Source organism: Pyrodictium occultum (assembly GCF_001462395.1).
Classification (GTDB): Archaea; Thermoproteota; Thermoprotei_A; order Sulfolobales; family Pyrodictiaceae; genus Pyrodictium; species Pyrodictium occultum.
The window spans coordinates 862,145-884,978 of sequence record NZ_LNTB01000001.1; the positions used below are offsets into that span (position 1 = coordinate 862,145).

Sequence of the window (22,834 nt, forward strand, 5' to 3'; positions counted from 1 at the left end):
GCTATCCTACTGGCTCATGTGCTCGACTTCATCTACCCCTTCCACCGGGGCCTCCTGCTCCGGGTGCACCCCGTCCACACCTCCTACTTCATGGCCAAGCGGCTGGCTCCCCCCCGGCTCGGGCAGGCTCCGGGGCGCTGCGGCCTGGGCGGCTGTGGTGGGCTCCCACCTGGCGGGCTACGCGCTCCTCCTCTACGCCGCGTGGAGGCTCAGCCCCCTGGCCTGGCTCCTGGCCGCCTCCTGGGTGCTGAAGACCTCGTTCTCGCTCCGCCTCCTACTGGAGACCGTCTGGCGGGCCGCGGCGCTCATGGAGAAGGGCTGCGTCGACCAGGCCCGCAGCCTGGTCCAGGGCCTGGTGCGCCGCGACGTCTACAGGCTGGGCCCTGGCCACGTGGCGAGCGCGGCGGTGGAGAGCCTCGCGGAGAGCCTGGTGGACGGCTACACCTCGCCGCTCTTCTACACGCTGCTCCTCGGGCCGCTCGGCGGCCTCCTCCAGAGGCTGGCTAACACGCTCGACGGCGCCCTCGGCTTCAAGACGCCGGAGTACCTGGAGGCCGGCTGGGCGAGCGCATGGGTGGACACGCTGCTCAACTACGTCCCCGCCCGCGTCACCGCCGTGCTGATAGCCCTGGCCTCCCCCGCCGCCGGGGGCAGCGTGGCGGCGGCGCTGCGGGTCTGGAGCCGCTACGCCTCCTCCACCGAGAGCAGGAACGCCGGCCACCCGATGAGCGCCATGGCGGGCGCGCTGGGAGTGAGGCTGGAGAAGCCCAGCAACTACGCGCTCGGGGAGGCCCAGCTACCCGGTCCCCGGGAGATGAGGCGCGCTGTGCGCGTCGCCCTGCTGGTGGCCGCTGCCTGGCTCCTGCTGGCACTGCTCGCCCTCACGCTGGCCTAGCAGTGGCAGTCCGGCAGCTCTATGCCGGTGAGGGCCTCCAGCTCCGTCCTGCCCAGCGCCTCGGTGCCGGCTCCCTGCTCCGCGGGGGTCTTCGGCCTGTCGGCGACGAGCGTGAGGCCGTGGCGGCGGAGGATGCTGCGGAGCAACTCCTTCCCCTCCCACACGCTCTGCCGGAGGCACTCGAGGGGCGTGCTCATAACAGTCTCGAGCACCTCGTCGCTGAGCAGGGGTGCGTGGGCCTCCACGCCGATACACTCGGCCAGCTCCATGCCCGGGTACCTGCCCCTAGCGGCCATCCGGAGTATTGTATCCCTCAGTTCCCCGGGGCCTAGGCTCAGCATGAACCGGTAGCCAGCGAACACCTCGTCGCCCCCCTCGCCTAGGAGGATGTAGCGGCAGCCAAGCCTCCTAGCCTCCTCAAGCGCCCGGAGGAATACAATGTCGTTCCTCAGCTCCACGTGGTCCCTCCTGCCCGTGCACCTTATGACCAGTGGTGCGTGCCCCGCTATGTAGCCCGGGTCTACGGGGACAACGTGGAGCTCTATCCCCAGCTTGCCGGCCACGTAGAGTGCGTAGGGGAGGTCTCTCGGCAGCCCCCGGGTGTAGAAGGCCGTGACCCCGCGTAGGGGCAGGGCCTCCAGCCTCGCGGCGAGCGCCACCACGGTGGTGTCGATGCCGCCGCTCATAGCTATGCAGTCGCAGCCCACGCTTCCGACGTAGCGGCGCAGGGCGCTTAGCACAAGCTCCTCAGCCGCTCTGCAGGAGAGCCCGGCCACCCAGCTACACCACCCTGAGGAGATGATAGCCCTGGATCTCCAGCTTTTCCACCACCTGGTAGGGGAGCCTCTCCTCGTGCCTGGGGCTGTCGATGACCAGGGTGTGGTACTCTCCCTGCTCGCCGAGGGGGTCTACCCCGGCCCGCTTGGCGTCCTCCACTAGCTCCTCCACAGTATCGCGTGAGAAGACCCTGCCCAGCCACCGGCTAAGCCTGGCGTCAACCCCGGTGAAGAGCGCCTCTATCCCCGCCTCGGCCTCCCGGTAGGCCAGCTCCACGGGATCCATGCCCCAGAGGGGCTCGCTCAGCCTGGCCCCCGCGTCTGCAGCCACAGCCTCCATGTAGCGGAGGTGGTCCTCGACATAGACGTCGCCCGCGACCACCTCGTCCGCGCCTAGCCTGCGTAGGATCTCGACAGTCTCTTCCCTCTCCCTCCCCCTGTGGAGCCTCGCCACCACCACCGGTATCCCGGCCAGGTTGAGGGTCTCCACGGTCTTCCCGAGGTTCAGCAGGTGGGGGCTGGGCCTGGGGAAGCGGTAGACCAGCACCAGGCCGAGGTCCACCGGCCACCTCTGCATCGCTGCGTAGAGGGAGTCCTTGCCCCCGGATAGCAGGGCCACTCGGACCAATGGGCTGCCCACCGGCACCCTTCCAGCAATATCCTTAAATAATATCTGGTTATGGTGCACCGCTGGCCCCGGAAAGGTGTACCAGGGGGCGTGTGACGGGTTGCATATACCCGACGGCTACCTGGATCCATACTGGTGCGCAGCCACCTACGCCGTCAGCGTGGCCTACCTGGCGGCTGCGTGGAGGAGGCTCCGCGGCCGCCTGACACGCGAGCAGGTGACAGCCGCGGCGGTGCTGGCGGCCGGCATATTCGTGGCGCAGATGCTGAACTGGCCGATACCGGGCGGCACCTCGCTCCACTTCGTGGGCGGCGCTCTCGCCGCCATACTGTTCGGGCCCTGGCTCGGCCCCTACGTGCTAGCCCTGGTTGTAACCACCCAGGCGCTCGTCTTCCACGACGGCGGGATAACAACGCTGGGCGCCAACATACTGAACATGGCTATCATAGACGGTCTTGTGGGCTACGCGGTGTACCGGGCCACGGTGAGGGCGCTGGGGGCTACGCGTGGAGCGAGGCTGCTGGGTGCCTTCCTGGGGGGATGGCTAGGCATAACCCTGGCTGGAGCGATGGCCGGTGTCGAGATAGGGCTTAGCCCGTCGTTCCCCTACGGTGTGAAGATAACTGTGCCTGTAATGGCTGGCTGGCACGCCCTCCTAGGTATAATAGAGGGTGTGATAACGGCGCTGGTTGTGGACTACCTGTACCAGCACCGCAGCCCGCTGGTCGAGGCGGCTGAGAGGGCCACCCTAACAGTCAAAGCCTAGAGGGGGTGGGGGCCGTGCCCGGCCTCTTCTCGAGGTACCGGGGCGCGTTCATAGCCATGGCCGTGCTGTTGGTGGTGAGCCCGGTCTTCGGCGTGATACTGGCGGACAAGCTAGGCTACCACGAGCCCCTCGACGTCGCCGCCGAGAAGCTAGGGCTCCAGGAGAGGAGCCTTGGCGAGTGGACGCCGTTCAGCGACTACACGTTCCCAGGGCTGCCCGACACGCTGGGCTACATAGTCGCCGGCGCCGTAGGTGTAGCAGTGATCCTCGCCATAGGCTACGTGGCTGCGAGGCGCGTCGGGCGGTGAGCAGAGGACGGGGCTTGCTGGACGAGGCACTGGCGGGCTTCCTCAGCGAGCTTAGGGAGGCGGCTCTCTACCTGGCGGCCGGCGAGGGCCCAGTGGAGCCCCGCCACCCTGGCCTCGTTTTTCTTCTCCTCGTCGTGGGCGTGGCCCTCGTCTCCTACTCGCCGCCGCTCCCAGCAGCCGCGGGGCTCCTCGCCTCCATGCCCGTGCTCGCCTACGCTGCCCTATCCCGCCGAGGCCCCGTAGCCCCGGTGGTCAGGTCGGCAGCCTACGTGGTGGGGGCCTCAGCCCTGGTCGCCCTCCCCCTGCTGCCCCTCCACCGTGGGTCTCAGGCGCTCCTCTTCCTCCTGCGGGTCTCCGCGGCCTCCGCCATGGTGGCCTCCGTGGCGGCCCTGGTGGGGTGGAGGCGGCTGGCCGAGGGCCTGGGGGAGCTCGGGCTCCCGGGAGAGATCGTGGAGGGCCTCAGCCTGGTGGCCCGCTACGTGCCCCTCCTCGCCTCGGAGATGCTCCGGCTCCTCGCTGCCAGGAGGGCCAGGAGCCTTGGGCGCCCGGGGCTCCGCGAGGCCTGGAGGCTCCTGGCCGGTGCTGCCGGGGAGCTCCTGGAGAGGAGTATGCAGCGCGCCACGCTGCTCGGCATGGCTATCGAGGCTAGAAGCCTGTCCCCGCTGACCCGGGGCCGGGGGCGTGGAGGGGGGTGGGCAGGCTCAGCCGCGGAGCTTCTCGCCTATCTCCCCCCGGCAGCGGTAGTGGCGGTGGAGGTGGCGGCCCTGCTTGCCGGTTGTTGAGGCCCGTGGCGTCTGGTTCGAGTACTCCCGCGGCAGCCCGGTGCTGCGGGGCGCCAGCCTCCGGGCGGGCCCCGGCGAGGTTGTGGCGCTGGCCGGGCCCACGGGCTCTGGGAAGTCGACGCTCCTCCTCATCCTGGCCGGGCTGCTGAGGCCGAGCCGGGGGGAGGTGCTTCTCGACGGCAGGCCGCTGTGGAGCCAGCTGCCGGGGGCTAGAAGGAGGATAGGCTTGCTCTTCCAGAACCCCGACGACCAGCTCTTCAACCCCACGGTGTACGATGAGATAGCCTACGCTCTCCGCGGCCTCGGGCTCCCCGGGCGCGTGATTGAGGAGAGGGTGGAGAGGGTTGCCCGGAGGCTAGGGATCCAGGGGCTCCTGAGCCGGCCGCCCTACAGGCTGAGCGTGGGGCAGCGCCGTCTGGTAGCCCTTGCCTCCATACTTGTCTACGACCCCGACGTGCTGCTCCTGGACGAGCCCACTGCCAACCTGGACCGGGCCGGGGTGGAGAAGCTGTTCAGCATAGTGCGCGAGGCGGCTGCGAGGGGGAAGACAGTGATTATGGCCAGCCACGACCTGGACGCTGTGCTGGAGCTGTCCACGAAGACGTGCATGGTCAGGGAGGGGGCTCTCGACTGCCACCCTACCCTGGAGGCGCTCGCCGAGGGCCTCTTCGAGGACACCTCGCTCCCCATACCGATATCCATGAGGCTTCTCCGTGACCGGCTCGGCGGCTGGAGGAGGGTGGCGGAGGAGCTGGCGGCGGCGCGGCGGCTAGGCGGTGGTGTAGGCGTAGAGGGTTAGCCCGTACCCCTCCCAGGGCGCCAGCCCGAGCAGCACGGTGAAGAGCGCCGCTATCAGCGCGGCCGCCTCCCGGGCCCCCGGCCTCCCCCCGGCCGCCTCCCGCGGCCCCGTGAACACCATGTATATCATGTAGCCGTAGTAGAATACCGCCACAGCGAAGTTGATAACCATGAGGGCCGCCAGGGCGGGGCTAGCCGAGACAGCTGCTATGAGCAGGTATAGCTTCCCCCAGAACCCTAGCGTGGGCGGCGCCCCGGCCAGCGAGGCGAGGGCCAGCACCAGCGCTGCCGCCGCCACGGGGCTCCGGTAGGCGAGGCCGCGCAGCCTCTCCCAGCTACAGGGCCTATCGTCCTCGCAGGCCGTGTCTAGCACCAGGAAGCTCGCGAGCTTGGAGAACGCGTAGCCAGCCGTGTGGAGCGCTATACCCGCCAGCGCGGCCACGTTATCTATGCCCGGGAGCCGGGCGAGCGCCGCGAAGCCGACGACGATGTAGCCGGCCTGGGCCACGCTGCTGTAGGCTAGCAGCTTCTGGGGCGAGTCCCTCACCGTGAGCAGCGCCCCCAGGTTGCCGTAGAGCATCGTAAGGGCGGCGAGCACACCCATGGTCCAGAGCACTATGTGTGGCTCCACCACCGCGAAGGGCGCGACCAGCTTGGCTATCATAAGCGCCGCTATTATCTTCGCGGCTGCGCTCGCGACAGCTATCACCAGGGGCTTCGCGTTACCGTAGACGTCTATTAGCCAGCCGTGGAAGGGGACAACACCCATCTTGAACCCTACAGCCACGGCCACCATTGCGACTGTGGGGGTCACGAGCAGCGCATCGCGGATCAGGAGCCCCGGCGATATGGCGGCGTCCCCGTGCACGATGTAGAAGAGCGTGAGCCCCAGTAGGAGTATAATGGTTGCAATGGTCCCGTTTACAGCGTACTTTATAGCAGCCTCCGCCGATATGGCGTCGCGGTAGAGGGCCACCAGGATGTAGCTTGAGACGGCCGCGAGTATCCAGCCCACGTAGACGAGGTAGAGGAGCCGGGCGAGCCCGAGCACTATGACGCCGAGCGCCATAAGCCCCATGACGGCGTAGAAGGCCTCGCCCGCCTCCCAGTAGTCGACTATACGCGACGCCGCCATAGCCGCTAGGGCGAACACGATAACCACTGTGGAGAGTAGGAACACGGAGTAAGTGTCGATAACCAGGGCCCCGTTGAACGCTGTGGTATAGCCCTGCGCCGGCGCGAAGGCCAGGCTCATGTAGAGCGCTGCGGCGAGAGCCACGGCGGTGGCGGCGTAGAGGCTCACCCTCGCGGCCCGCGGCCCCCAGAGCGGGGCCACCAGGCCGGTGAAAGCATAGCCCACGAGCACGGCGAGGAAGCTGTAGTCGGCCACGCCAGTGAGGACGGGCGGCACCACGGCTACCACCCTGGAGCAAGGCTTGCCAGCGCGGGCCAGGCCGCGTGGGCTATGAAGAATATCACCACCGTGGAGAGGATCGCCGCGAGCACCATTCCAGCCATGAAGTACACGATATAGATCCTCACGTCCCCGCTCTGCAGCCTCCTAACGGCCGCACTCAGCCCCGCAGCCGCGGCGGGCAGCTCCACGTGGAGCGCCCGGTCCAGCCTCAGCTCAGCCCCCTCCTGCAGCGCCCCAATCATCCTCCAGCCCGCCCGGGCCACGCCGCCGTGCACAGCCAGGTCCAGCAGCTCCTCCACACGGGCCAGGGCGCGCGAGAGCCACGCGCCCGGGTAGACTACGAGCCTGTATATCAGAGGGTTCACCAGCCACCTGTCGTAGAGGAACCCGTGGAGAGCACCCAGCAGGGGCCTCTCTTCAACCCCCCGTAGGGGGAGGAGGCGGGCGCGGTAGAGCAGGATCCCCGACGCCCCCAGCGCTGCAGCGAGGGTGCCGTAGGCCACCACGCCCAGCTCCTCCCTGAAAGCATGGAGCCCCACGGCCTCCTCCAGGAGGCGCGCGAGCCAGGGCCAGGCGAGGCCGAGGCCCAGGGAGGCCAGGCCGAGGGCCAGGTAGGGGCCCAGCATCAGCCAGCCGGGCTCCCCGGCGTGGCGCTCCCCCCGGGGCGGGGCGAGGAACACGTAGTAGATCATCCTAACTGTGTAGAACGCTGTGAGCACAGCGGTGGCCAGCGCGGCTAGGCTGGCCCAGCCGCCGAGCAGGCCTATCGCCTCCACGGCCAGGTCCTTGCTCCACCAGCCCGAGAAGGGCGGCAGCGCGGCCAGGCTCAGCCCGGCCAGGAGGAAGGCTAGGAACGTGTAGGGCATTGAGCGCCGCAGCCCGCCCATGTCTGTTATGTAGCGGCTGCCCACCTCGTGTATCACCGCGCCGGCGGCGAGGAAGAGCGCCGCCTTGAACACGGCGTGGGAGATTAGGTGGGCCAGCCCCCCGAGGCTGCCGAGGGCCGGGCTCCCCGCGGCCGCGGCGGCGAAGACGGCGGCCATCATGTAGGATAGCTGGCTGGCCGTGGAGAATGCTAGTATGAGCTTAAGCTCCCTAGCCACTATAGCCATTGTAGCCGTCGAGAAGGCTGTGAGCAGGGCGAGCCAGGCCAGCCCCCGATAGACGCCGGCGCCGGCGCCGTGGAAGAGGGCCAGCCCCGCCGCTATGGCGGGGGTGAAGCGGAGCGCGAAGTAGACACCCGCCTTCACCATGGTTGCCGCGTGTATCAGCGCCGACACCGAGGTGGGGCCCGTCATGGCGGTTACCAGCCACTCGTGGAAGGGGAACTGGGCGCTCTTCGCCAGCGCGCCTAGGTAGAAGAGGGCGAGCCACGCAGCCAGGAGCCCCCTCATGTTGAGGTCCGAGAGCAGCCAGGCGGCGTGCCCCTCCATCCCCGACATGCTCGTGGAGCCGAGGGAGGCGGCCACGAGGCCCATGCCTATAAGCATGCCCATATCGCCGAGCCGCGTGAATGAGAGTGCCCGGAGCCCGCTATGAGTTGGCGTGAACCACATGGGCACCCCGAGCCTGGAGCGGCCGGGGTCGCCCACCCACGCCTCCTCCCGGTCGTCGTGGTAGAAGCTTATGAGGGCCCAGCTGGAGAGCCCGGTGCCCTCCCAGCCTATGAACATTACAACAAGGTCGTCGGCGTAGACGAGCAGCAGCATGCTAGCCACGAAGAAGCTGTAGAACAGCCAGTACCTGGCCGCCCCCCACTCTCCTATGTAGTCGACGCTGTAGAGGGCTATCAGCAGGCTGAGGGTGGAGACGACCACCCCCACTATCCCGGAGAGCGCATCCACCCGGAGCGCCAGGTCGACGCCGAGCCCGGGCACCCAGGGATAGCTGAGCCTCCCCTCCCCCGCGGCGAGCGCGAGCCAGGAGAACACGGTGGCCGCTGCGGCGCCCGCCACCCCGGTCCAGGCAATCCTCCTCCAGCCGGAGCCGAGCACGGCGAGCAGCACCACGGCTAGGGCCGCCAGGTACTCGGACGCCACCGCCGCCAGCGCCAGCAGCCCGGGCGAGGCCATCCAGCCCACCTCTCGCCGGGGATCAGCCGTAGACCTGCCTCAGCAGGGAGAGCACCGGGCCGGCAACCAGGTTGACGAGTATGAAGAGGGCTACGCCGAGCACCGCCAGGGCCACGAGGGGCGCGAGCAGGCCCCGCACGCCCTCCTCCCCAGCCCTCTCGTACGCCCTCCCCGGCCTGCCGAGGAACATGTTCCTGAAGGCGAGGAAGCTGTAGACAGCAGTGAGCGTCATTGCCGCCGCGACGCCTGCCGCGAGGACCACGAAGGCGCCGGGCCCGTAGCCGCTGGCCCACCTGGCGAATCCGAAGACCAGGTAGACCTCGCTCCACATGCCCAGCGTCGGGGGTATACCGGATATCATCATGAAGCCGAGGAGGGCTACGGCAGCCGTGTAGGGCATGCGCTGCAGCAGCCCACCCAGCTCCCCGAGGTCGCGGGTGCCCAGACCCACTATGAAGACGCCGGCGACGCCGAAGAGTATTGCCTTGCCCAGCGCGTGGGCCATATAGTGGAGCACCGTCCCGGTCTCACCCACCGGGTTTGCGGCCGCGAGCCCCAGCATAAGGTAGCCCATCTGCGATATGCTGCTATAGGCTAACAGCCTCTTCACATCCCTCTGGGCGAGCACCAGGAAGCCCCCGTAGAGCATGGTGGCCAGGGCCCAGAGGAGGAGGATGGGGCTAACGGAGCCCCAGAGGCGGGGGAAGAACCCGACACCGGCCCGGAGCATGGCGTAGGCCCCTATCCCTATCAACAGCGGCGAGAGCAGCGCCGAGACCGGGGTAGGGGCCTCAGCGTGCGCGTAGGGGAGCCAGAGGTGGAGCCCAGACATGGCCATCTTGACCGCGAGCCCCACGACTATGAGCGCGAGCGCCAGCGCGTGGCCCCCGCCGGCCCCGGTTACGTAGCCGGAGCCAGGCAGGTAGAAGTCGTAGGAGTGGATGAGGAAGAGGCCCAGGAGGTAGAGGAGCGCGCCCAGGTGGGTCCAGACGAGGTAGATGAGGCCCACGCGCACCCGGTCACCGTAGCCGTAGAGGACTATGAGGAGCGCGCTCGGGATCAGCGTGAGCTCGAGGAAGAGGTAGAAGAGTATACCGTTGCCAGCCATGACAGCGCCCAGCATCCCCGCGGTGAATAGCTGGTAGAGCAGGTAGTAGACGCCCCAGTGCCTCTCATCCAGCCCCATCTCCTCGAAGCGGTGCTCCATGTAGGGGCTGGAGTAGAGGGCCACAAGCAGGCTCACAACCGCGATGGTGAGGGCCATCGCAGCCCCCACGGCGTCGAGGAAGAGGCTGAACACCCCGACGCCGGGCACCCTCGCCCAGAGAGGGTCTAGGACAACCCTGCCTCCCAGCGCGGCCGCGGCCGGGGGCAGGAGGAGGAGCAGGGAGATCAGCCAGCTGCCCGAGTTGAGCAGCACGTGGCCCCTCCGCCCGATCCTCGAGGCGTAGAGCCCGCTGACAGTACCCGCTATGGCCGGGGCGGCCACGCTGGCCCAGAGCAGAGGGAGGCCGAGCCCAGTCTCCTCCATCAGCCCCTTCACCCCCGGGTCTCCTTCAGCAGGTCGACGCTCATGCTCCTCTTCTTACGGTACACGAGTATGAGGAGTGCAGCGACCACCGCGATCTCGGCTATAGTGAGCATTATGGTTGCGAGGAGGACACTGTAGAACCCTGGGCGGGCCCCTGCAACGAGGCCCGTGTAGGCGGCGGTAAGCACCACAGAGTTGAAGAATACTTCCACCGATATGAAGAGCTTCACGAGACTACGCGCTGTCATAACCCCGTAGAGCCCGGACATGCCGGCCACCAGCGCGGTCAGGTAGACGAGCAGCGTAAGGGCCTCGCCGTTCACAGCCCCGCCATCCTCCCAAGGGCTGTGCCAGCCCGGCTCGGGGACCAGCTGGGAAAAAGTTCTACTCTGCCTCCACGCCGCGGCGTCGGCGCGCCGGCCCCCTCTACTCCCCCCGGGGGGCGGCGGAGCCCCGCGCCATGGAGAGGGCCTCTATCAGCACCGCTGCAACCGTCACCACCATTAGGAGGGTGCAGAGCCAGCAGTCCATCAGCACCCGGGCTGCCTGGGTGAAGCTGAGGCTCCTGGAGGCCAGCTCGCTGCTTGACACGGGGTGGCTGAGCGCATACATCGCCAGCGGCGCCTCGAGCGCGGCCGCGGCGAAGAAGGCTAGCACAAGCCTGCCAGGGTTCAGAGTCCTCGGCTCCACGCCGCAACCCAGCATCATAACCACTATGGCTAGGAGCATGATGCCCGCCCCCGTGTAGACGACTATGTGGAAGACCGAGAGGTAGCCGTAGCCCGTCAGCGCGAGAACCGCGGCAACCCCGAGCGAGGCAATGACAAGCCAGGCTATACTATGCACCGTCTTCCTAGCCATAATGGCTCCTACAGAGCCCGAGGCCGCTGCTAGCAGCGACACAACTATAGCCGCATCGAGGAGGCTAGCTTGCACGCTCATAGCGGAGCCCCGCCTTCTCATCAACTCTGGCCCTAACCCGGGGCCTTGAGGGCTTCTTTATCTCCTCCCGCAGCTTCCTGGAGTATATAGCCCAGTCCACGGGGTCCAGGTCCATGGTCTCAAGCTTCTCGAACACCTTGTCATGCACTATGCTCGTCTCAAGCGCGTCAGTCGGGCATATGTCCGCGCAGAGCCCGCAGAAGATGCAGCGACCGATATCGTAGCCGGGCCTCATCCTCTTATCGCCCGGCACCCTGAACATCTTGATCGCCCTGGAGGGGCAGACCTGGGCGCATAGCGTGCAGCCTATGCACTTGTTATAGTCGAAGAGTATTATGCCGTGGTAGTACTCCGGCTTCTCCTCCTCCACGTCGGGGTACTGGAGCGTCATAGGCGGGTGGAGCATCCGCCTAGCCACAGTGAGTATGGCGTCCAGGTGGCCCTTAACCGGGTTCACGCGCGGCGGCCTACGGCCAGCCCGACCCTTATCCCTCCTCTCGCTGAGGCCCGGAGCCAAGATGGCTCACCCCGTGTAGATGTAGCGCACGAGAGCCGAGACGGCGAAGGCCAGGAGGGCCAGGGGGAAGAGACGCGACCAGAACATGTCGGCCGTCTGGTCCAGCCGCATCCTCCCATATACTGCGCGGAGGAACACCGTGAATAGCATTAGGGCGACCGTCTTGGCCAGCACGGCGATGCTGCCGAGCAGCGGGCTCGTGAAGGGCATCCAGCCCCCCAGGAAGAGGAGTGTGAACATGAGCATCAGCACGTAGAGCTTGGCGTAGTCCAGGGCCATTACCAGCGCGTAGAGGAGCCCGCTATACTCGGTGTAGGGGCCCTGCACTATCTCCTGCTCCCCCAGCACCAGGTCGAACGGCACCCTGTCGGTGACCAGGAGCGCGGCTATGAAGAAGAGCAGCGCCGCTATAGGGTTGGCCACGAGCCCTATAACCCCTGTAGCCATCTGCTTCTCGACAGCCTCGCTGAAGTCCAGAACACCATACATCATTGTGGTCGCTAGGAGGGAGGCGAGTAGGGTAGCCTCCCCCGTCACCGAGACCAGGGCCTCACGGCTGGCCCCGATGAAGGCGAACTTGTTGGAGGCCGCCCAGCCCATTATGACCGCTAGTATCGGGGTTAGGCCAATAATGGCTGTGGCGATGAGTATGCTGAAGGGCGTCCTGAACCCGTAGATCCCGGGGCCGCCAGGCACTACGGTGAATGCGAGCGCCACTATGGTGAAGGCGAGTACCGGGGCGAAGAGGAAGCTCCACTTCTCTGCCTCGACCGGCACTATTATCTCCTGGAAGGCGAACTTCACGCCATCCGCCAGCATCTGCAGCGCGCCCTGGAGCCTCGGCGAGACATAGTAGGGCCCCACCCTCATCTGGGCCCTGGCAGCGATCTTCCTCTCAGCCCAGATTATGAAGAGGGCCAGGAGGGTGAATGTGAGGAGCCCCGGGTAGACGAGGGGCGCGAACACCGCCCTCACAGCCCACTCGGGCACGCCTAGGCGGGCTGCGAGCCAGCCGAGCAGCATGGAAGCCTTCACCCCCTCCTTCTACCGGTCAGCCTCCGGGGGGAAGTAGTCGATGCTCGCGTATATAGCGGGCACATCCATTAGCGTGTGGCCCCTGGCCAGGGCGTCGAAGAGCACCACGTTCCTAGCGCTCGGCGTCACCACGCGGAGCCGGTAGGGCTTCGTATCCCCGCTGCTGACCAGGTAGTAGGTCACCTCACCCCTCCCCATCTCTCCCCGGCCCACCACCTCGCCGGGCTTGGCCTTCAGCCTCACATAGCCCCCGGGGAGCTTGACGCGGCCCCGCTCGAACCACTTCCTCATGGCCGGGGGCACCTGGCGGATGAACCGCTCGCTCATGAACGGGCCCTCGGGGAGCTGGCGGAGCGCCCTCTCTATCAGCTCGAGGCTGGCCTCTATCTCGCGGAGCCGGACCCATATCCTCTCGAGCGCGTCGCCCTCGCTCCCGACCACGGGCTCGAAGTCGAGCTCGCCGTAGGCGGCGTAGCCCAGGAGCCTGGCGTCGTAGCGGACGCCGCTAGCCCTCAGGTTAGGCCCAGTGGCTCCGAGGGCCACGGCACGGCTGCGGGGGAGGACCCCGACTCCCTCGAGCCTCCCCCTTATCACCGGGTTGTTGAGGAACACCTTGTCGTACTCGCGGAGCCTGCGCAGCATGTAGCGCTTCGCCTTCTCGAACTCCTCGCGGAACACTTGGGGGAGGTCGAGACGGACCCCGCCGGGTATCGGGTAGGTGTGGGTAAGCCTCGTGCCCGTGAGCAGCGAGGCTAGGTGGACGAATACCTCGCGGTCGCCGAAGGCCCACATGTACATGGTAGAGTGGTTGAGGAATATCCCGCCTATCCCGAGGCCGTAGAGGTGGCTCGCTATCCTGTTCACCTCGCAGAGGATGGTGCGCAGGTACCTGGCCCTGGGCGGGGGCTCAACGCCCAGCAGCTTCTCCACAGCCTCGACGTAGGGGAGGGTAATGTTACAGGCGTCGATTATTGTCATGCGCTCCAGGAGGCTTATGATACGGACGTACTCTCTTACCTCGGAGAGCTTCTCCATAGTGCGGTGCACATACCCTATATCCGGGTCGACCCGTACAACCCTGTCACCGTCAAGATAGACGATAAGCCTCATATGCCCCGAGGCGGGGTGCTGGGGCCCTATGTAGAGCTCGACCACCCGGTAGCCCTCCCGGGTCCCGAGCTCCCGGCCCATCATCCCCGGAAGCTCCACCGCGGCCATAGCGTCAGCCACCCCGCGCAGCACGGCGGACGGCTGAGACCATGAAGACCTGGGTTCGACTACTGACGCGTAATGCTAGGCGCCCCCGGCCCGAAGCACCGGCCAAGGCGTCAAGCACCCTAAAATACTGAGCCCCAGACGGAATAGCCATTGTACAGCATCGGTCAATAGGACCCCGCACACCCAGCGGGCCAGCGGCTAAGAAGGGGCCCGGGGGAGGGCTTCACAGCGCTTCCGGGAGGCTCCTCCGGCCCCTAGGCGGGAGGTGCAGGAGACCCTTGCAGGAGCTAGAGGAGCTCCTAGCGGGCCTAGCTCAGCGTGTCGAGGAGCGCCAGGGAGTGAAGGTGGCTATCGTGGAGCCTAGCCGGCTCCGCGAGGCTGCGGAGAGGCTGCGGGAGGCCGGCTACGACTACCTCCTCATGGTCAGCGGGGTGGATGAGCCAAAGCAGGGGAGGATGAGAATAGTCTACCATATAACGAGGAGCAGCAACCCCTCCGAGCTAGTCGCCCTCGAGGTCATGGTGCCGCGTGACGACCCCCGCGTGCCCTCGGTATACGACATCTACCCGGCGGCGCAGATCCAGGAGAGGGAGGAGCACGAGATGCTGGGCATAGTGTTCGAGGGCAACCCGGACCTCCGCCACCTGCTCCTCCCCGAGGACTGGCCCGAGGGTGTCTACCCGCTCCGCAAGGACTTCCACGTGGCCGAGGAGCCCTACATATCCTCCAAGCCGAGCAAGCCGATATGGGTGCTGAAGCCCGAGCTGAAGCCCGGCGGCGAAGCCGGGGCTGGAGAGGGAGGCGGAAAAGGCTGAGGGGAGCCCTCCCTCTACCCCTCCGCCAGGAGCCGCTGCTCGGCGACAACACGCTGGTACTCCTCAGCCCTCCTGTACATGGGCTCCATGAGCTCCTTCAGCTTGCTCTTGTCCTCGACGTCCCTGGGCCTCCACTTGCCCTGCCTGACCTTCTGCTGCAGCTTCACCAGCGCGTGGGCGACGGCCTCGGGCGGCGGCGGGCAGCCCGGCACGTAGTAGTCGACGGGGAGCACCTCGTGGGCCAACACTACATTGTAGCTGTTGTAGAATAGGCCGCCGGTGAGCGCGCACGCCCCCATAGCTATCACGAACTTGGGCCAGGGCATCTGCTCCCAGGTTATCCTTGCAACCCTGGCCATCTTCCTGGTGAGCGTCCCCTCTATAATCACCAGGTTGGTGTTCCGCGCGTGGGTGAAGGGCAGGCTACCCAGCCTCTCAGCGTCGTACTTGGGCGCGTAGAGGGCGGCGAACTCGGCGCCGCAGCAGCTGGTGGTGAGGTGCACCGGCCAGAGGCTGAAGCTGGTAGCCCAGTCCCGGAGAGTCTTGATAGGGGTCTTCTCCACCAGCCAGCGCGCCGCCTTCTCAGCAGCCTCCTCGAGGTTCCCCACCAGTATGAGGCCGCGCCTCCAATCCCGGTACTGGTACATGCGGCTCTCCACCCCCTAGGGCAGGCCCCAGTACTCCCGCCTCCTGGCATATCTTACGGCGTACACTATGGGCGGGAGTATTGCCGCCACCGAGGCTAGGACGAGGAAAGCCACCTGGTACCTCCTCCCCCCTGCCGCCGGGAGGACGAAGAGCAGCATGAACACGGGGTCAAGCGCTATGAATATGAGTATGTAGCCCAGGTACTGGTAGAGCGTCGGAACCCTAGCCTCCCCGCCGGGCGGGTTGCCGGCCTCGAAACGGAGCCTCTTGAAGACGTGCTCCGGGCCCCGCGTGGCCCGGGAGAGGAGCAGGTAGGCGAGGATAATGCTGGCGGGTACGAGCACGAGGACAGCTGCTATAGACACTATAGCGTCGGCATAGCCCGCGGCCAACCCTATCCACGCCCCTCCAGCTCCCCCGCTCGGCCCCGCGGCGCCGGCCCCTCTAGGGCGGCGGGGGCAGCGTTATAGCCCTGCCCCCGGGGCCAGGGCCCTCTTTATCCTCCCCAGGCTGGGCATTGCCTGGAGCGCGGCCACGCGAGGTGCCCCGGCTTGGCCGAGGAGATACGTGTGGGCAACTACATAGTGCTCCGGGACAGGCTCTACACGAGGACCGATGAGTGGGCTAAGAGGGAGGACGGCGTTGTAGTGGTAGGGATAACCGACTATGCGCAGAAGAAGCTGCGCGACATAGTGGGCGTGGAGCTGCCGGAGCCGGGCTCCAGGGTGAAGGCGGGCGAGGCGGTGGGGAGCATAGAGTCGGTGAAGGCCGCCGCCGACATCTACGCCCCCGTCTCCGGGGAGGTTGTCGAGGTTAACGAGAGGCTCTACGACGAGCCCGAGCTTGTCAACAAGGATCCCTACGGGGAGGGCTGGATGTTCAAGATAAGGATAAGCGATGAGAGCGAGCTCGAGAAGCTGCTTACGCCGGAGCAGTACGCGGAAAAGATACGCAGGGAGGAGGAGGGCCACTAGGCCCTCTCCTACTGCTCCTTCCTCTTCTTGAGGCCCACGCGGAGCTGTACCTTCGGCTTAACGCGGCCGGTTTTCTTCCAGTCGCCCTTTATCTCCACGTTCCTGCCCCGCCTCTTCTGCAGATAGTTGAACGCGGCCAGCGCGGCCTTGGCTCCATCGCCCGCCGAGATCACGGCCTGCTTGAAGGGTATATGGGTCACGTCGCCGGCCGCGAAGAGGCCCGGCGTCCTGGTTGCCCCCATGCAGTCGGTGACTATCTCCCCGTTCTCGTTAAGGTCTACTAGGTGCTTCACGAACTCCGTCTTGGCCTCGTAGCCCAGCTCCACGAACACGCCCTCCACCTCCAGGGTCTTCTCCTCGCCGGTCTCCTTGTCCCGCACCACGAGCCCGGCGACCCTCCTGCCGTCGCCTAGGACGCGGACAGGCTCATGCTTCTCCAGTATGGTCACGTTCTCGGCGCTGCGCACCCTGGCCACCAGGTCGGGGTCGCCGAAGAGCTTGGTGGGGGTCACGTAGTATACGCGGGGGCAGAGCCCGGCGAGGAGCGCCACGGCCTCGAGCCCCTGGTCGCCTATCCCCACCACCGCCGTGTTCTTGCCCCGGTAGAGGGGCCCGTCGCAGATAGTGCAGTAGCTCACCCCGCGGCCATCGTACTCGTCCTCCCCGGGGACGTTCATCCTCTTCGGGGTCTTGCCGAAGGCTAGGATGACCGCCTCGGCCTGGTAGCGGCTGCCCCTAGCGCTCTCGAGGAGGAAGCTGCCGTCCTCAAGCCTCTCTATCCTAGTTATAAGCTCCCCGTACCTGAACTTGGCCCCAAAGGTCCTGGCCTGCTTCTCCACCTTCATGGCCAGGTCTACGCCCTTTATAGCCTCAATACCCGGGTAGTTCTCTATGACCGTGGCCTGGAGCAGCTGGCCCCCGAGGTCCTTGCTGACCACGAGCACGTCGACACCCTGCCTAGCCAGGTAGAGGGCGGCCGTGAGCCCAGCCATGCCCGCCCCTATCACTATTATGTCGTGCCTCTCCGGCTCCGGGGACCCGGAGCCCTCCCTTCCCCCAGTACTCTGCGCCATAGCCTCCCCCGGGGCTTGCTGGAGGACGCCGTCTCGCTGGCTAAACGGCTTCCGACGGCCCGGGCCCCGCGCCGTCAGGAGTATAACCTCCCCGGGGCCCGTGGTGGGCCCCCGGTGGGGCGCTATTGTTCGCGTCGCCTTCCTAGGCCCGGAGCACAGCTTCACCCACATGGCTGCCGAGAGGCTCTTCCCCGGCGCCGAGTACATTGCGTGCAGGAGCATAACCGAGGTCTTCAGGGCTGTAGAGGGCTACGAGGCCGACTACGGCGTCGTCCCCGTGGAGAACAGCCTCGAGGGGCCCGTGGGCGAGACGCTCGACAACCTGGCCTCCACGATGCTCCACGTCTACGCCGCGCTCGAGGCCAGGATAAGCCTCGTCCTAGCCGGCCGGCGGGGCGCTCCGAGGCTCTACGGGCACCCTCACGCGCTGCGGGAGGCGGCCAGGAGCCTCGACAGGCTCGCCCCCGGCGTGGAGAGGGTGGCGGTCTCGAGCACCTCCGAGGCCGCCCGCCGCGCCGCGGAGGAGGGGGCGCTGTGCGTCTGCAGCCACCGGGCAGCGGCGGCCCACGGCCTGGAGGTGCTCGCCGAGAGCGTCGAGGACGGCCCCAACTACACCAGGTTCATAGCGCTGGCGTGGAGGGACCAGCCGGAGAGGGGGGAGAGGACGAGCATCATAACAGCGGTGCCGGATGAGCCTGGCAGCCTCTACAGGCTGCTCGAGCCCTTCGCCAGCCACGGGGTGAACCTGAAGATGATCTACTCCAGGCCCATCCACGGCAAGCCTTGGCACTACAACTTCTACATAGACATGGAGGGCAGCAGGCTCGATGAGAGGGTGGCGGAGGCCCTGGAGGAGGCCCGGGAGAGGAGCCTCTTCCTCCGCGTCCTGGGCAGCTACCCGGTGCTCCGCGGCCCCTAGCGGAGGCCTAGGAGAAGGTGGAGCCGTGGGCTGAAGTTGAACCCGCTGCCGAGGGCCAGCCCGGCCACCCGGCGGTGGGCCTCCAGCAGCTCCTCCGGCCCCATGTCCTCGGACGTCAGGGGCATCAGGTAGACCCTCTCCCGGGGGATGCCGTTCTCCTCGACGTACCTCTCCACAGCCTTCACGTGCTCCTCGCCGGAGACGAGGAACTTGAACCAGGCCCTGCCAGTCTCCCTGGCGTAGCTCACCCAGCTAGGGTGCGTCCTGGCCCCCGGCACCGCCACGGGCACGTCCTTCGGGGAGACCACGTGGTAGGCCCTGTAGAGGGGCTCCCCCGCCTCCGGGGCCGGCAGCGTCCCGTTGGTCTCAAGCTGCAGCGTGTAGCCCCGCTCGTGGAGCCGCTCCGCCAGCGCGTTGAGAGCCCGGCGCTGGAGCAGCGGCTCCCCTCCCGTCGCGACCACCAGGCTGGGCTTCAGCTCCTCCACCCTAGCCAGCACCTCCTCCAGCTCCACCGGCCTGCCGGCCCTGGGGTCGAGGCTGTACTTGGTGTCGCAGAAGGGGCAGCGGAGATTGCAGCCGGCGAGCCTTATGAAGAGGGCCCTCATGCCCGTGAAGGGGCCCTCCCCCTGGAGGCTCAGGAAGAGCTCGGAGACGCGGAGCCTAGGGCTGGTAGCTTGCGCAGAGATCCTCTGTCTCGCAGACCTCGACAAGCTCCACCCTCCCGGGGAACCTCTCCTCTAGGCCGCGGGCCACCAGGACGGCGAGATCCTCGCTGGTCACCACCGGCAGCTCCCCGCCGCCCTCGGCGAGAACACTGTTGAGGTACCGGTGGTCGAACTTGCTGTAGACGTTCTCGCGCAGCCACTTCTCCAGCTCGTCCAGGTCTATCCCCATGGGCCTGTCCTCCCGGAGCACTATGCAGACCCTATAGTTGTGCCCATGCACCCGCCCGCAGCGGGGGTGGCCCTCTATCCGGTGGGCCGCTGAGAACATCGTGCACGCCTTAACCCTGAACACCAAGCCGGGCACCCCGCAGCTGCCTGCCAGGCCTCCGCGTTGGCCCCGGTTCCTCGCGGGGGAGGGGCGCCGCGCCCCCGGTTGATAAGCCCGGCGCCTGGAGGGGCCCCGGCCGGGTCGCCCCCGAGGTTCTCCCCGGCATCGGCCCCGGGCCTGCCCGGGCTGGTAGCCCGCTCTTCACTCCCGGCCCCTAGGGCCCTCCCTGACGACTCTTAGGCCCCTGGCCCCCCTTGTATGCCGCTCGCTCGGGCTCCCGGGGCTCCGGGGCTAGTAGCCCTCCAGCCGCCGCGGGCTCCGGCCCCGGAGGGCCTACAGGCCAGGCGAGGCGCCCCCGGGATCTCGTGTAGACTCCCTCTCCTCGGCCCCCTCAGGGGCTAGCGGCGGGCGTAGAGCCAGCACGCGACATAGTGGCCCTTCTCGGCCTCGACCAGCGGCGGCTCCTCGCGGCTGCAGTGGTCGAGGCGCTTCCAGCACCTGGGGTGGAACCTGCAGCCCGGCGGCGGGTTGATGGGGCTCGGCGGCTCCCCCTCGATCCTCACCCGCTTCCTGCTCCTAGCCCTCTCCGGGTCAGGGACAGGTATGGCGGAGAGCAGCATCTCCGTGTAGGGGTGCAGGGGCTTCTCGAACACCTCCTCCGCCGGCCCCAGCTCAACGATCTTGCCCAGGTACATGACGGCTATGTAGTTGCTCATGTAGCGTATAACCCCCAGGTCGTGGCTTATGAAGAGGTAGGTCAGCCCGTACTTCGCCTGCAGCTCCTTCAGCATGTTGAGTATCTGGGCCTGCACCGAGACGTCGAGCGCGCTGGTGGGCTCATCGAGCACTATGAACTTGGGCTTGAGCACCATCACCCTGGCTATTGCTATCCTCTGGCGCTGCCCGCCGCTGAACTCGTGGGGGTAGCGGTAGACGTGGCTCTCGTTCAGCCCCACCTCCTCGAGCAGCTTCACCACGTAGCTGTATGTGTCGTCAACCTCTATACCGTGGACCCGGAGGGGCTCGGTGAGGATATCGTAGACGGTCATCCGGGGGTTGAGGCTGCTATAGGGGTCCTGGAACACTATCTGCGCCTGCCTGCGGAACCACTTCAGCTCCCTCCCCTTCAGCTTGAACACGTCGCGGCCCTCGAAGAACACGGTGCCCCTCGTAGGCTCTATCAGCCTGAGCACCAGCCGGCCCGTGGTGGTCTTCCCGCTCCCGCTCTCCCCCACAAGGCCCATCGTCTTGCCGCGGGGCACTATGAAGGATACATCGTCTACCGCCCTCACCCAGCCCCTGGTGAAGAAGAGCCCCTTCACGGGGAAGTACTTGGCCAGGTGATGGGCTACCACCAGCGGCTCCTCGCCGGGGAACAGCCTGCCCAGCTCCCGTAGGGCCTCCCTATAGCCCGGGTCCTCCCTGGCCGCGAGCCCTGCCTCGCCGGCGCTCACGCCCCGCCACCCCCGCTCCTGCCCTTGCCCGCGTAGAGCCAGCATGCCACGTAGTGGCGGTCCCCCATCCTGAGCACGGGGGGCCGCCGCGTGCAGACCGGCATAGCCTCGGGGCAGCGTGGGTGGAACCTGCAGCCCGGAGGCGGGTTCACCAGGTTGGGCACGGTGCCGGGTATCGACTCGAGCTTCTCAACGCTCCTAGAGGGGTCTGGTATGGCCCTCAGCAGCGCCCTGGTGTAGGGGTGCAGCGGGTTCTTGAATATCTCGTCGACGGGGGCCTCCTCCACTATCTGGCCCGCGTACATTACCGCTACACGGTCGCACATCTCCGCCACTAGGCCCATGTTGTGGGTTATTAGGAGGAGCGTCAGCCCCTCCTCCTTCTTGAGTCTGCGGAGCAGGTCCATTATCTCCGCCTGCACCGTCGTGTCGAGGGCCGTTGTGGGCTCGTCCGCCACTAGGAGCTTCGGCTTAGTGGAGAGGCTTATGCTTATCACGCTCCTCTGCTTCATGCCGCCGCTGAGCTCGTGGGGGTAGGACCGGACCCTCTTCTCCGGGTCGGTGATCAGCGTCTTCCTCAGCAGCTCCACGGCCCTCTGGAACCCGTCCTTTATCCTCCTAATTATGCCGTGGACTAGCATGGTCTCGGAGACCTGGTAGCCGACCGTGTAGAGAGGGTCAAGCGCGGCGCCAGGGTCCTGGAACACGTAGGCTATCTCCCTGCCCCTTATCCTCTGCAGCTCCTCCTCGCCTAGCTCCATGATGTTCACGGGCTTGCCGGGCTCGGGGTAGTAGATTATCTCGCCCCCCTCTATCCTCCCCGGCGGCTTTATGAGCCTGGTGAGGGCGCGGCTGGTCACGCTCTTACCGCAGCCGGTCTCCCCGACCAGGCAGTAGGTCTCACCCCTCTCTATGCAGAAGCTCACCCCGTCGATAGCCTTAACTACGCCGGCGTAGGTGTAGAAGTTGACGCGGAGCCCCCTCACCAGTATAATCGGGTCCCTGCAGTCGAGCCTCCTCCGCTCAGCCACCCTCCTCACCTCGGGTCCACTCCTCGGCTACGGCCTCCGCCTCCCCGACCGGGCTCGCGGCCCCAGCCCTCCTCTTCACCTTGAACTCTATGCTCCGCCTCACCCTCGGGTCCATTATGTCCCGTAGAGCGTCGCCCAGCAGGTTGAAGCCGAACACCGTGAGGAATATCATCAGGCCCGGGAAGAACACCAGCCACCAGCTGTCGGGGAAGTACTGGGAGCCGTCGTAGATTATCCTGCCCCAGTCCGCCAGCGGCGGCACCGCGCCGAGGCCCAGGAAGCTGAGCCCGGCCTCCGTCAGTATCACGCCGCCGAAGTCTATCGTTAGGAACACCAGCAGGGGCCCGGCTATGTTGGGGAGTATGTGGCTGAAGAGTATCCTCCTAGTCGGCACGCCCAGCGCCCTAGCCGCCTCGACGTACGTGTTCTCCTTCGTGCTCAGCACCATGCCCCTGGCGAGCCTCGCGTAGCCGGGCCACCAGACCAGCCAGAGCGCGATTATCACCGAGAGCAGGCTGGCCAGAGCCGGCTCGTCCTTGGGCTTGACCGCGAAGAGCATGCGGAGGAAGTCCGCCAGGTGCGGGTGGGCCTGGAGCAGGTCCTGGATCCTGTAGGGCAGCACGGCGGAGAACGCTATAGCCAGTATCATGCCGGGGAACGCGAGGAATATGTCGGTGAGCCTCATTACAGCCTCGTCCACCACGCCGCCGTAGTAGCCGGCCACCAGGCCCAGCGCTATCCCTATCCAGGGGCCCACAGCCATGACTATGACCGCGACTATGAAGCTGGTGCGGGCGCCGTAGAGGATCCTGCTCCAGAGGTCTCTACCGTAGTCGTCGCCGCCCAGGAGCATGGTGAAGTTGCCCGGGTGGAGCCCGAGGCTCCGGCAGAACGCGTTATCGGGTATGTGCACCACCGTGCCCGGCGGCGCGAGCCTCGCGTGGCTGTCGCAGAGGAAGAGCTGGGTGTCATACCCTAGGGGCGCTATGCTGGGGCCGAGCAGGGCGAGCACGACGAATACCGCGGCTAGGAGCAGGCCGAGGAGCCCGAGGGGGGAGCGGTTCAGCGTGTAGAGCATCAGCCTCCACTCTTCCAGCCTCCCCCGGTTCCTCGTGCTCCAGCCCGGGCGGATCCTGTCGGCCACCGCGGCCAGCCCGGCCAGCATCAGGTCGGACATGTGGTCCAGGAGCTTCTTCTCATACACCTCCTCCGCCGCCAAGCCCTGATGCACCCCTCCCGGAG

25 protein-coding genes and 1 pseudogene are annotated in these 22,834 nt (G+C 66.9%); 8 read left to right on the plus strand and 18 right to left on the minus strand.

Features of this window, described 5'->3' with window-relative positions:
• The first annotated feature begins 16 nt into the window (after positions 1-16).
• Positions 17-895, plus strand: coding sequence for a CobD/CbiB family cobalamin biosynthesis protein (locus CF15_RS04605; RefSeq protein WP_083494493.1), 879 nt, complete (start codon positions 17-19; stop codon positions 893-895).
• Here CF15_RS04605 and CF15_RS04610 read toward each other — a convergent pair.
• Complete coding sequence (locus CF15_RS04610) at positions 892-1,671, minus strand: asparagine synthase C-terminal domain-containing protein (RefSeq protein ID WP_058370745.1); 780 nt, start codon at positions 1,669-1,671, stop codon at positions 892-894. The genes CF15_RS04605 and CF15_RS04610 overlap by 4 nt on opposite strands.
• A gap of 4 nt (positions 1,672-1,675) precedes the next feature.
• On the minus strand, positions 1,676-2,290 hold the full coding sequence (locus CF15_RS04615; protein WP_236698194.1) for a TTX_0299 family putative ATP pyrophosphatase: 615 nt from the start codon (positions 2,288-2,290) through the stop codon (positions 1,676-1,678).
• A 109-nt stretch (positions 2,291-2,399) separates the two neighbouring features.
• Between CF15_RS04615 and CF15_RS04620 the strand changes: the two genes are divergently transcribed.
• From CF15_RS04620 to CF15_RS04635, 4 genes and pseudogenes are all read left to right on the plus strand, one after another.
• Positions 2,400-3,065 (plus strand): energy-coupling factor ABC transporter permease, encoded by a 666-nt coding sequence (locus CF15_RS04620; RefSeq protein ID WP_058370746.1) that lies wholly within the window; start codon positions 2,400-2,402, stop codon positions 3,063-3,065.
• Between the two features lie 14 nt (positions 3,066-3,079).
• Positions 3,080-3,373, plus strand: coding sequence for a PDGLE domain-containing protein (locus tag CF15_RS04625; RefSeq protein WP_236698128.1), 294 nt, complete (start codon positions 3,080-3,082; stop codon positions 3,371-3,373).
• Entirely contained in the window at positions 3,370-4,155 is a 786-nt protein-coding gene (locus CF15_RS04630; protein ID WP_083494494.1) for a CbiQ family ECF transporter T component, read from the plus strand. Before CF15_RS04625 ends, CF15_RS04630 begins: the two co-directional genes overlap by 4 nt.
• Before the next feature lie 70 nt (positions 4,156-4,225).
• Positions 4,226-4,954 (plus strand): annotated as a pseudogene (locus CF15_RS04635) (energy-coupling factor ABC transporter ATP-binding protein); the annotation flags it as partial.
• Here the strand turns inward: CF15_RS04635 and CF15_RS04640 are convergent.
• The 8 genes from CF15_RS04640 to CF15_RS04675 form a co-directional block, all read right to left on the minus strand.
• On the minus strand, positions 4,925-6,367 hold the full coding sequence (locus tag CF15_RS04640; RefSeq protein WP_058370749.1) for an NADH-quinone oxidoreductase subunit N: 1,443 nt from the start codon (positions 6,365-6,367) through the stop codon (positions 4,925-4,927). The pseudogene CF15_RS04635 and the gene CF15_RS04640 overlap by 30 nt on opposite strands.
• Positions 6,368-6,369: 2 nt before the next feature.
• Complete coding sequence (locus CF15_RS04645) at positions 6,370-8,442, minus strand: NADH-quinone oxidoreductase subunit 5 family protein (protein ID WP_058370750.1); 2,073 nt, start codon at positions 8,440-8,442, stop codon at positions 6,370-6,372.
• Positions 8,443-8,464: 22 nt separating this feature from the next.
• Entirely contained in the window at positions 8,465-9,973 is a 1,509-nt protein-coding gene (locus CF15_RS04650; RefSeq protein WP_070807897.1) for a complex I subunit 5 family protein, read from the minus strand.
• 8 nt (positions 9,974-9,981) lie between these two features.
• Complete coding sequence (locus CF15_RS04655) at positions 9,982-10,296, minus strand: NADH-quinone oxidoreductase subunit NuoK (protein WP_058370752.1); 315 nt, start codon at positions 10,294-10,296, stop codon at positions 9,982-9,984.
• A 103-nt stretch (positions 10,297-10,399) separates the two neighbouring features.
• Positions 10,400-10,915: an NADH-quinone oxidoreductase subunit J family protein gene (locus CF15_RS04660; protein WP_058370753.1), complete on the minus strand. Its 516-nt coding sequence runs from the start codon at positions 10,913-10,915 to the stop codon at positions 10,400-10,402.
• On the minus strand, positions 10,899-11,432 hold the full coding sequence (locus CF15_RS04665; RefSeq protein WP_058370754.1) for a 4Fe-4S binding protein: 534 nt from the start codon (positions 11,430-11,432) through the stop codon (positions 10,899-10,901). Before CF15_RS04665 ends, CF15_RS04660 begins: the two co-directional genes overlap by 17 nt.
• Positions 11,433-11,438: 6 nt before the next feature.
• Complete coding sequence (nuoH, locus tag CF15_RS04670; RefSeq protein ID WP_236698129.1) at positions 11,439-12,467, minus strand: NADH-quinone oxidoreductase subunit NuoH; 1,029 nt, start codon at positions 12,465-12,467, stop codon at positions 11,439-11,441.
• Positions 12,468-12,476: 9 nt separating this feature from the next.
• Positions 12,477-13,685: an NADH-quinone oxidoreductase subunit D gene (locus tag CF15_RS04675; protein ID WP_058370755.1), complete on the minus strand. Its 1,209-nt coding sequence runs from the start codon at positions 13,683-13,685 to the stop codon at positions 12,477-12,479.
• A 278-nt stretch (positions 13,686-13,963) separates the two neighbouring features.
• Between CF15_RS04675 and CF15_RS04680 the strand changes: the two genes are divergently transcribed.
• Positions 13,964-14,500 carry an NADH-quinone oxidoreductase subunit C gene (locus CF15_RS04680; RefSeq protein ID WP_058370756.1) on the plus strand — a complete coding sequence of 179 codons (537 nt, stop codon included), beginning with the start codon at positions 13,964-13,966 and terminating at the stop codon, positions 14,498-14,500.
• Between the two features lie 14 nt (positions 14,501-14,514).
• On the opposite strand, the gene CF15_RS04685 is transcribed toward CF15_RS04680, so the two are convergent.
• Together CF15_RS04685 and ndhC are read right to left on the minus strand one after the other, a co-directional pair.
• The gene (locus tag CF15_RS04685) at positions 14,515-15,159 is read right to left on the minus strand and encodes an NADH-quinone oxidoreductase subunit B (RefSeq protein WP_236698130.1); all 645 of its coding nucleotides are present in this window, start codon (positions 15,157-15,159) and stop codon (positions 14,515-14,517) included.
• Between the two features lie 3 nt (positions 15,160-15,162).
• A complete protein-coding gene (gene ndhC, locus CF15_RS04690) occupies positions 15,163-15,540 on the minus strand; it encodes an NADH-quinone oxidoreductase subunit A (RefSeq protein WP_058370758.1) in 378 nt (125 codons plus the stop codon).
• 159 nt (positions 15,541-15,699) lie between these two features.
• Here ndhC and gcvH point away from each other — a divergent pair, with 159 nt between their 5' ends.
• On the plus strand, positions 15,700-16,122 hold the full coding sequence (gene gcvH / locus CF15_RS04695) for a glycine cleavage system protein GcvH (RefSeq protein ID WP_058370759.1): 423 nt from the start codon (positions 15,700-15,702) through the stop codon (positions 16,120-16,122).
• An 8-nt stretch (positions 16,123-16,130) separates the two neighbouring features.
• Here gcvH and CF15_RS04700 read toward each other — a convergent pair whose 3' ends face one another.
• Entirely contained in the window at positions 16,131-17,195 is a 1,065-nt protein-coding gene (locus tag CF15_RS04700) for an NAD(P)/FAD-dependent oxidoreductase (RefSeq protein ID WP_058370760.1), read from the minus strand.
• A gap of 100 nt (positions 17,196-17,295) precedes the next feature.
• Here CF15_RS04700 and CF15_RS04705 point away from each other — a divergent pair, with 100 nt between their 5' ends.
• Positions 17,296-18,114: a prephenate dehydratase gene (locus CF15_RS04705; protein WP_058370761.1), complete on the plus strand. Its 819-nt coding sequence runs from the start codon at positions 17,296-17,298 to the stop codon at positions 18,112-18,114.
• Here the strand turns inward: CF15_RS04705 and CF15_RS04710 are convergent.
• The 5 genes from CF15_RS04710 to CF15_RS04730 all read right to left on the minus strand — a co-directional run bounded on the left by CF15_RS04710 (position 18,111) and on the right by CF15_RS04730 (position 22,811).
• Complete coding sequence (locus tag CF15_RS04710; protein ID WP_168371280.1) at positions 18,111-18,824, minus strand: 7-carboxy-7-deazaguanine synthase QueE; 714 nt, start codon at positions 18,822-18,824, stop codon at positions 18,111-18,113. The two genes, CF15_RS04705 and CF15_RS04710, sit on opposite strands and share 4 nt — an antisense overlap.
• Positions 18,775-19,131 carry a 6-pyruvoyl trahydropterin synthase family protein gene (locus CF15_RS04715; protein WP_236698195.1) on the minus strand — a complete coding sequence of 119 codons (357 nt, stop codon included), beginning with the start codon at positions 19,129-19,131 and terminating at the stop codon, positions 18,775-18,777. Before CF15_RS04715 ends, CF15_RS04710 begins: the two co-directional genes overlap by 50 nt.
• 374 nt (positions 19,132-19,505) lie before the next feature.
• Positions 19,506-20,486, minus strand: a complete 981-nt coding sequence (locus tag CF15_RS04720) for an ABC transporter ATP-binding protein (RefSeq protein WP_058371394.1) — start codon at positions 20,484-20,486, stop codon at positions 19,506-19,508.
• A 71-nt stretch (positions 20,487-20,557) separates the two neighbouring features.
• Positions 20,558-21,601 carry an ABC transporter ATP-binding protein gene (locus tag CF15_RS04725; RefSeq protein WP_236698131.1) on the minus strand — a complete coding sequence of 348 codons (1,044 nt, stop codon included), beginning with the start codon at positions 21,599-21,601 and terminating at the stop codon, positions 20,558-20,560.
• Positions 21,585-22,811: an ABC transporter permease gene (locus tag CF15_RS04730; RefSeq protein ID WP_070807824.1), complete on the minus strand. Its 1,227-nt coding sequence runs from the start codon at positions 22,809-22,811 to the stop codon at positions 21,585-21,587. Before CF15_RS04730 ends, CF15_RS04725 begins: the two co-directional genes overlap by 17 nt.
• Between the last annotated feature and the right edge of the window lie 23 nt (positions 22,812-22,834).

Coding starts and splice junctions, on each gene's coding strand:
- CF15_RS04700 (WP_058370760.1), bottom strand. CDS start 17,195: ATGGCGCAGAGTACTGGGGGAAGGGAGGGCTCCGGGTCCCCGGAGCCG.
- CF15_RS04650 (WP_070807897.1), bottom strand. CDS start 9,973: ATGGAGGAGACTGGGCTCGGCCTCCCTCTGCTCTGGGCCAGCGTGGCC.
- CF15_RS04660 (WP_058370753.1), bottom strand. CDS start 10,915: ATGAGCGTGCAAGCTAGCCTCCTCGATGCGGCTATAGTTGTGTCGCTG.
- CF15_RS04645 (WP_058370750.1), bottom strand. CDS start 8,442: ATGGCCTCGCCCGGGCTGCTGGCGCTGGCGGCGGTGGCGTCCGAGTAC.
- CF15_RS04605 (WP_083494493.1), top strand. CDS start 17: ATGTGCTCGACTTCATCTACCCCTTCCACCGGGGCCTCCTGCTCCGGG.
- CF15_RS04675 (WP_058370755.1), bottom strand. CDS start 13,685: ATGGCCGCGGTGGAGCTTCCGGGGATGATGGGCCGGGAGCTCGGGACC.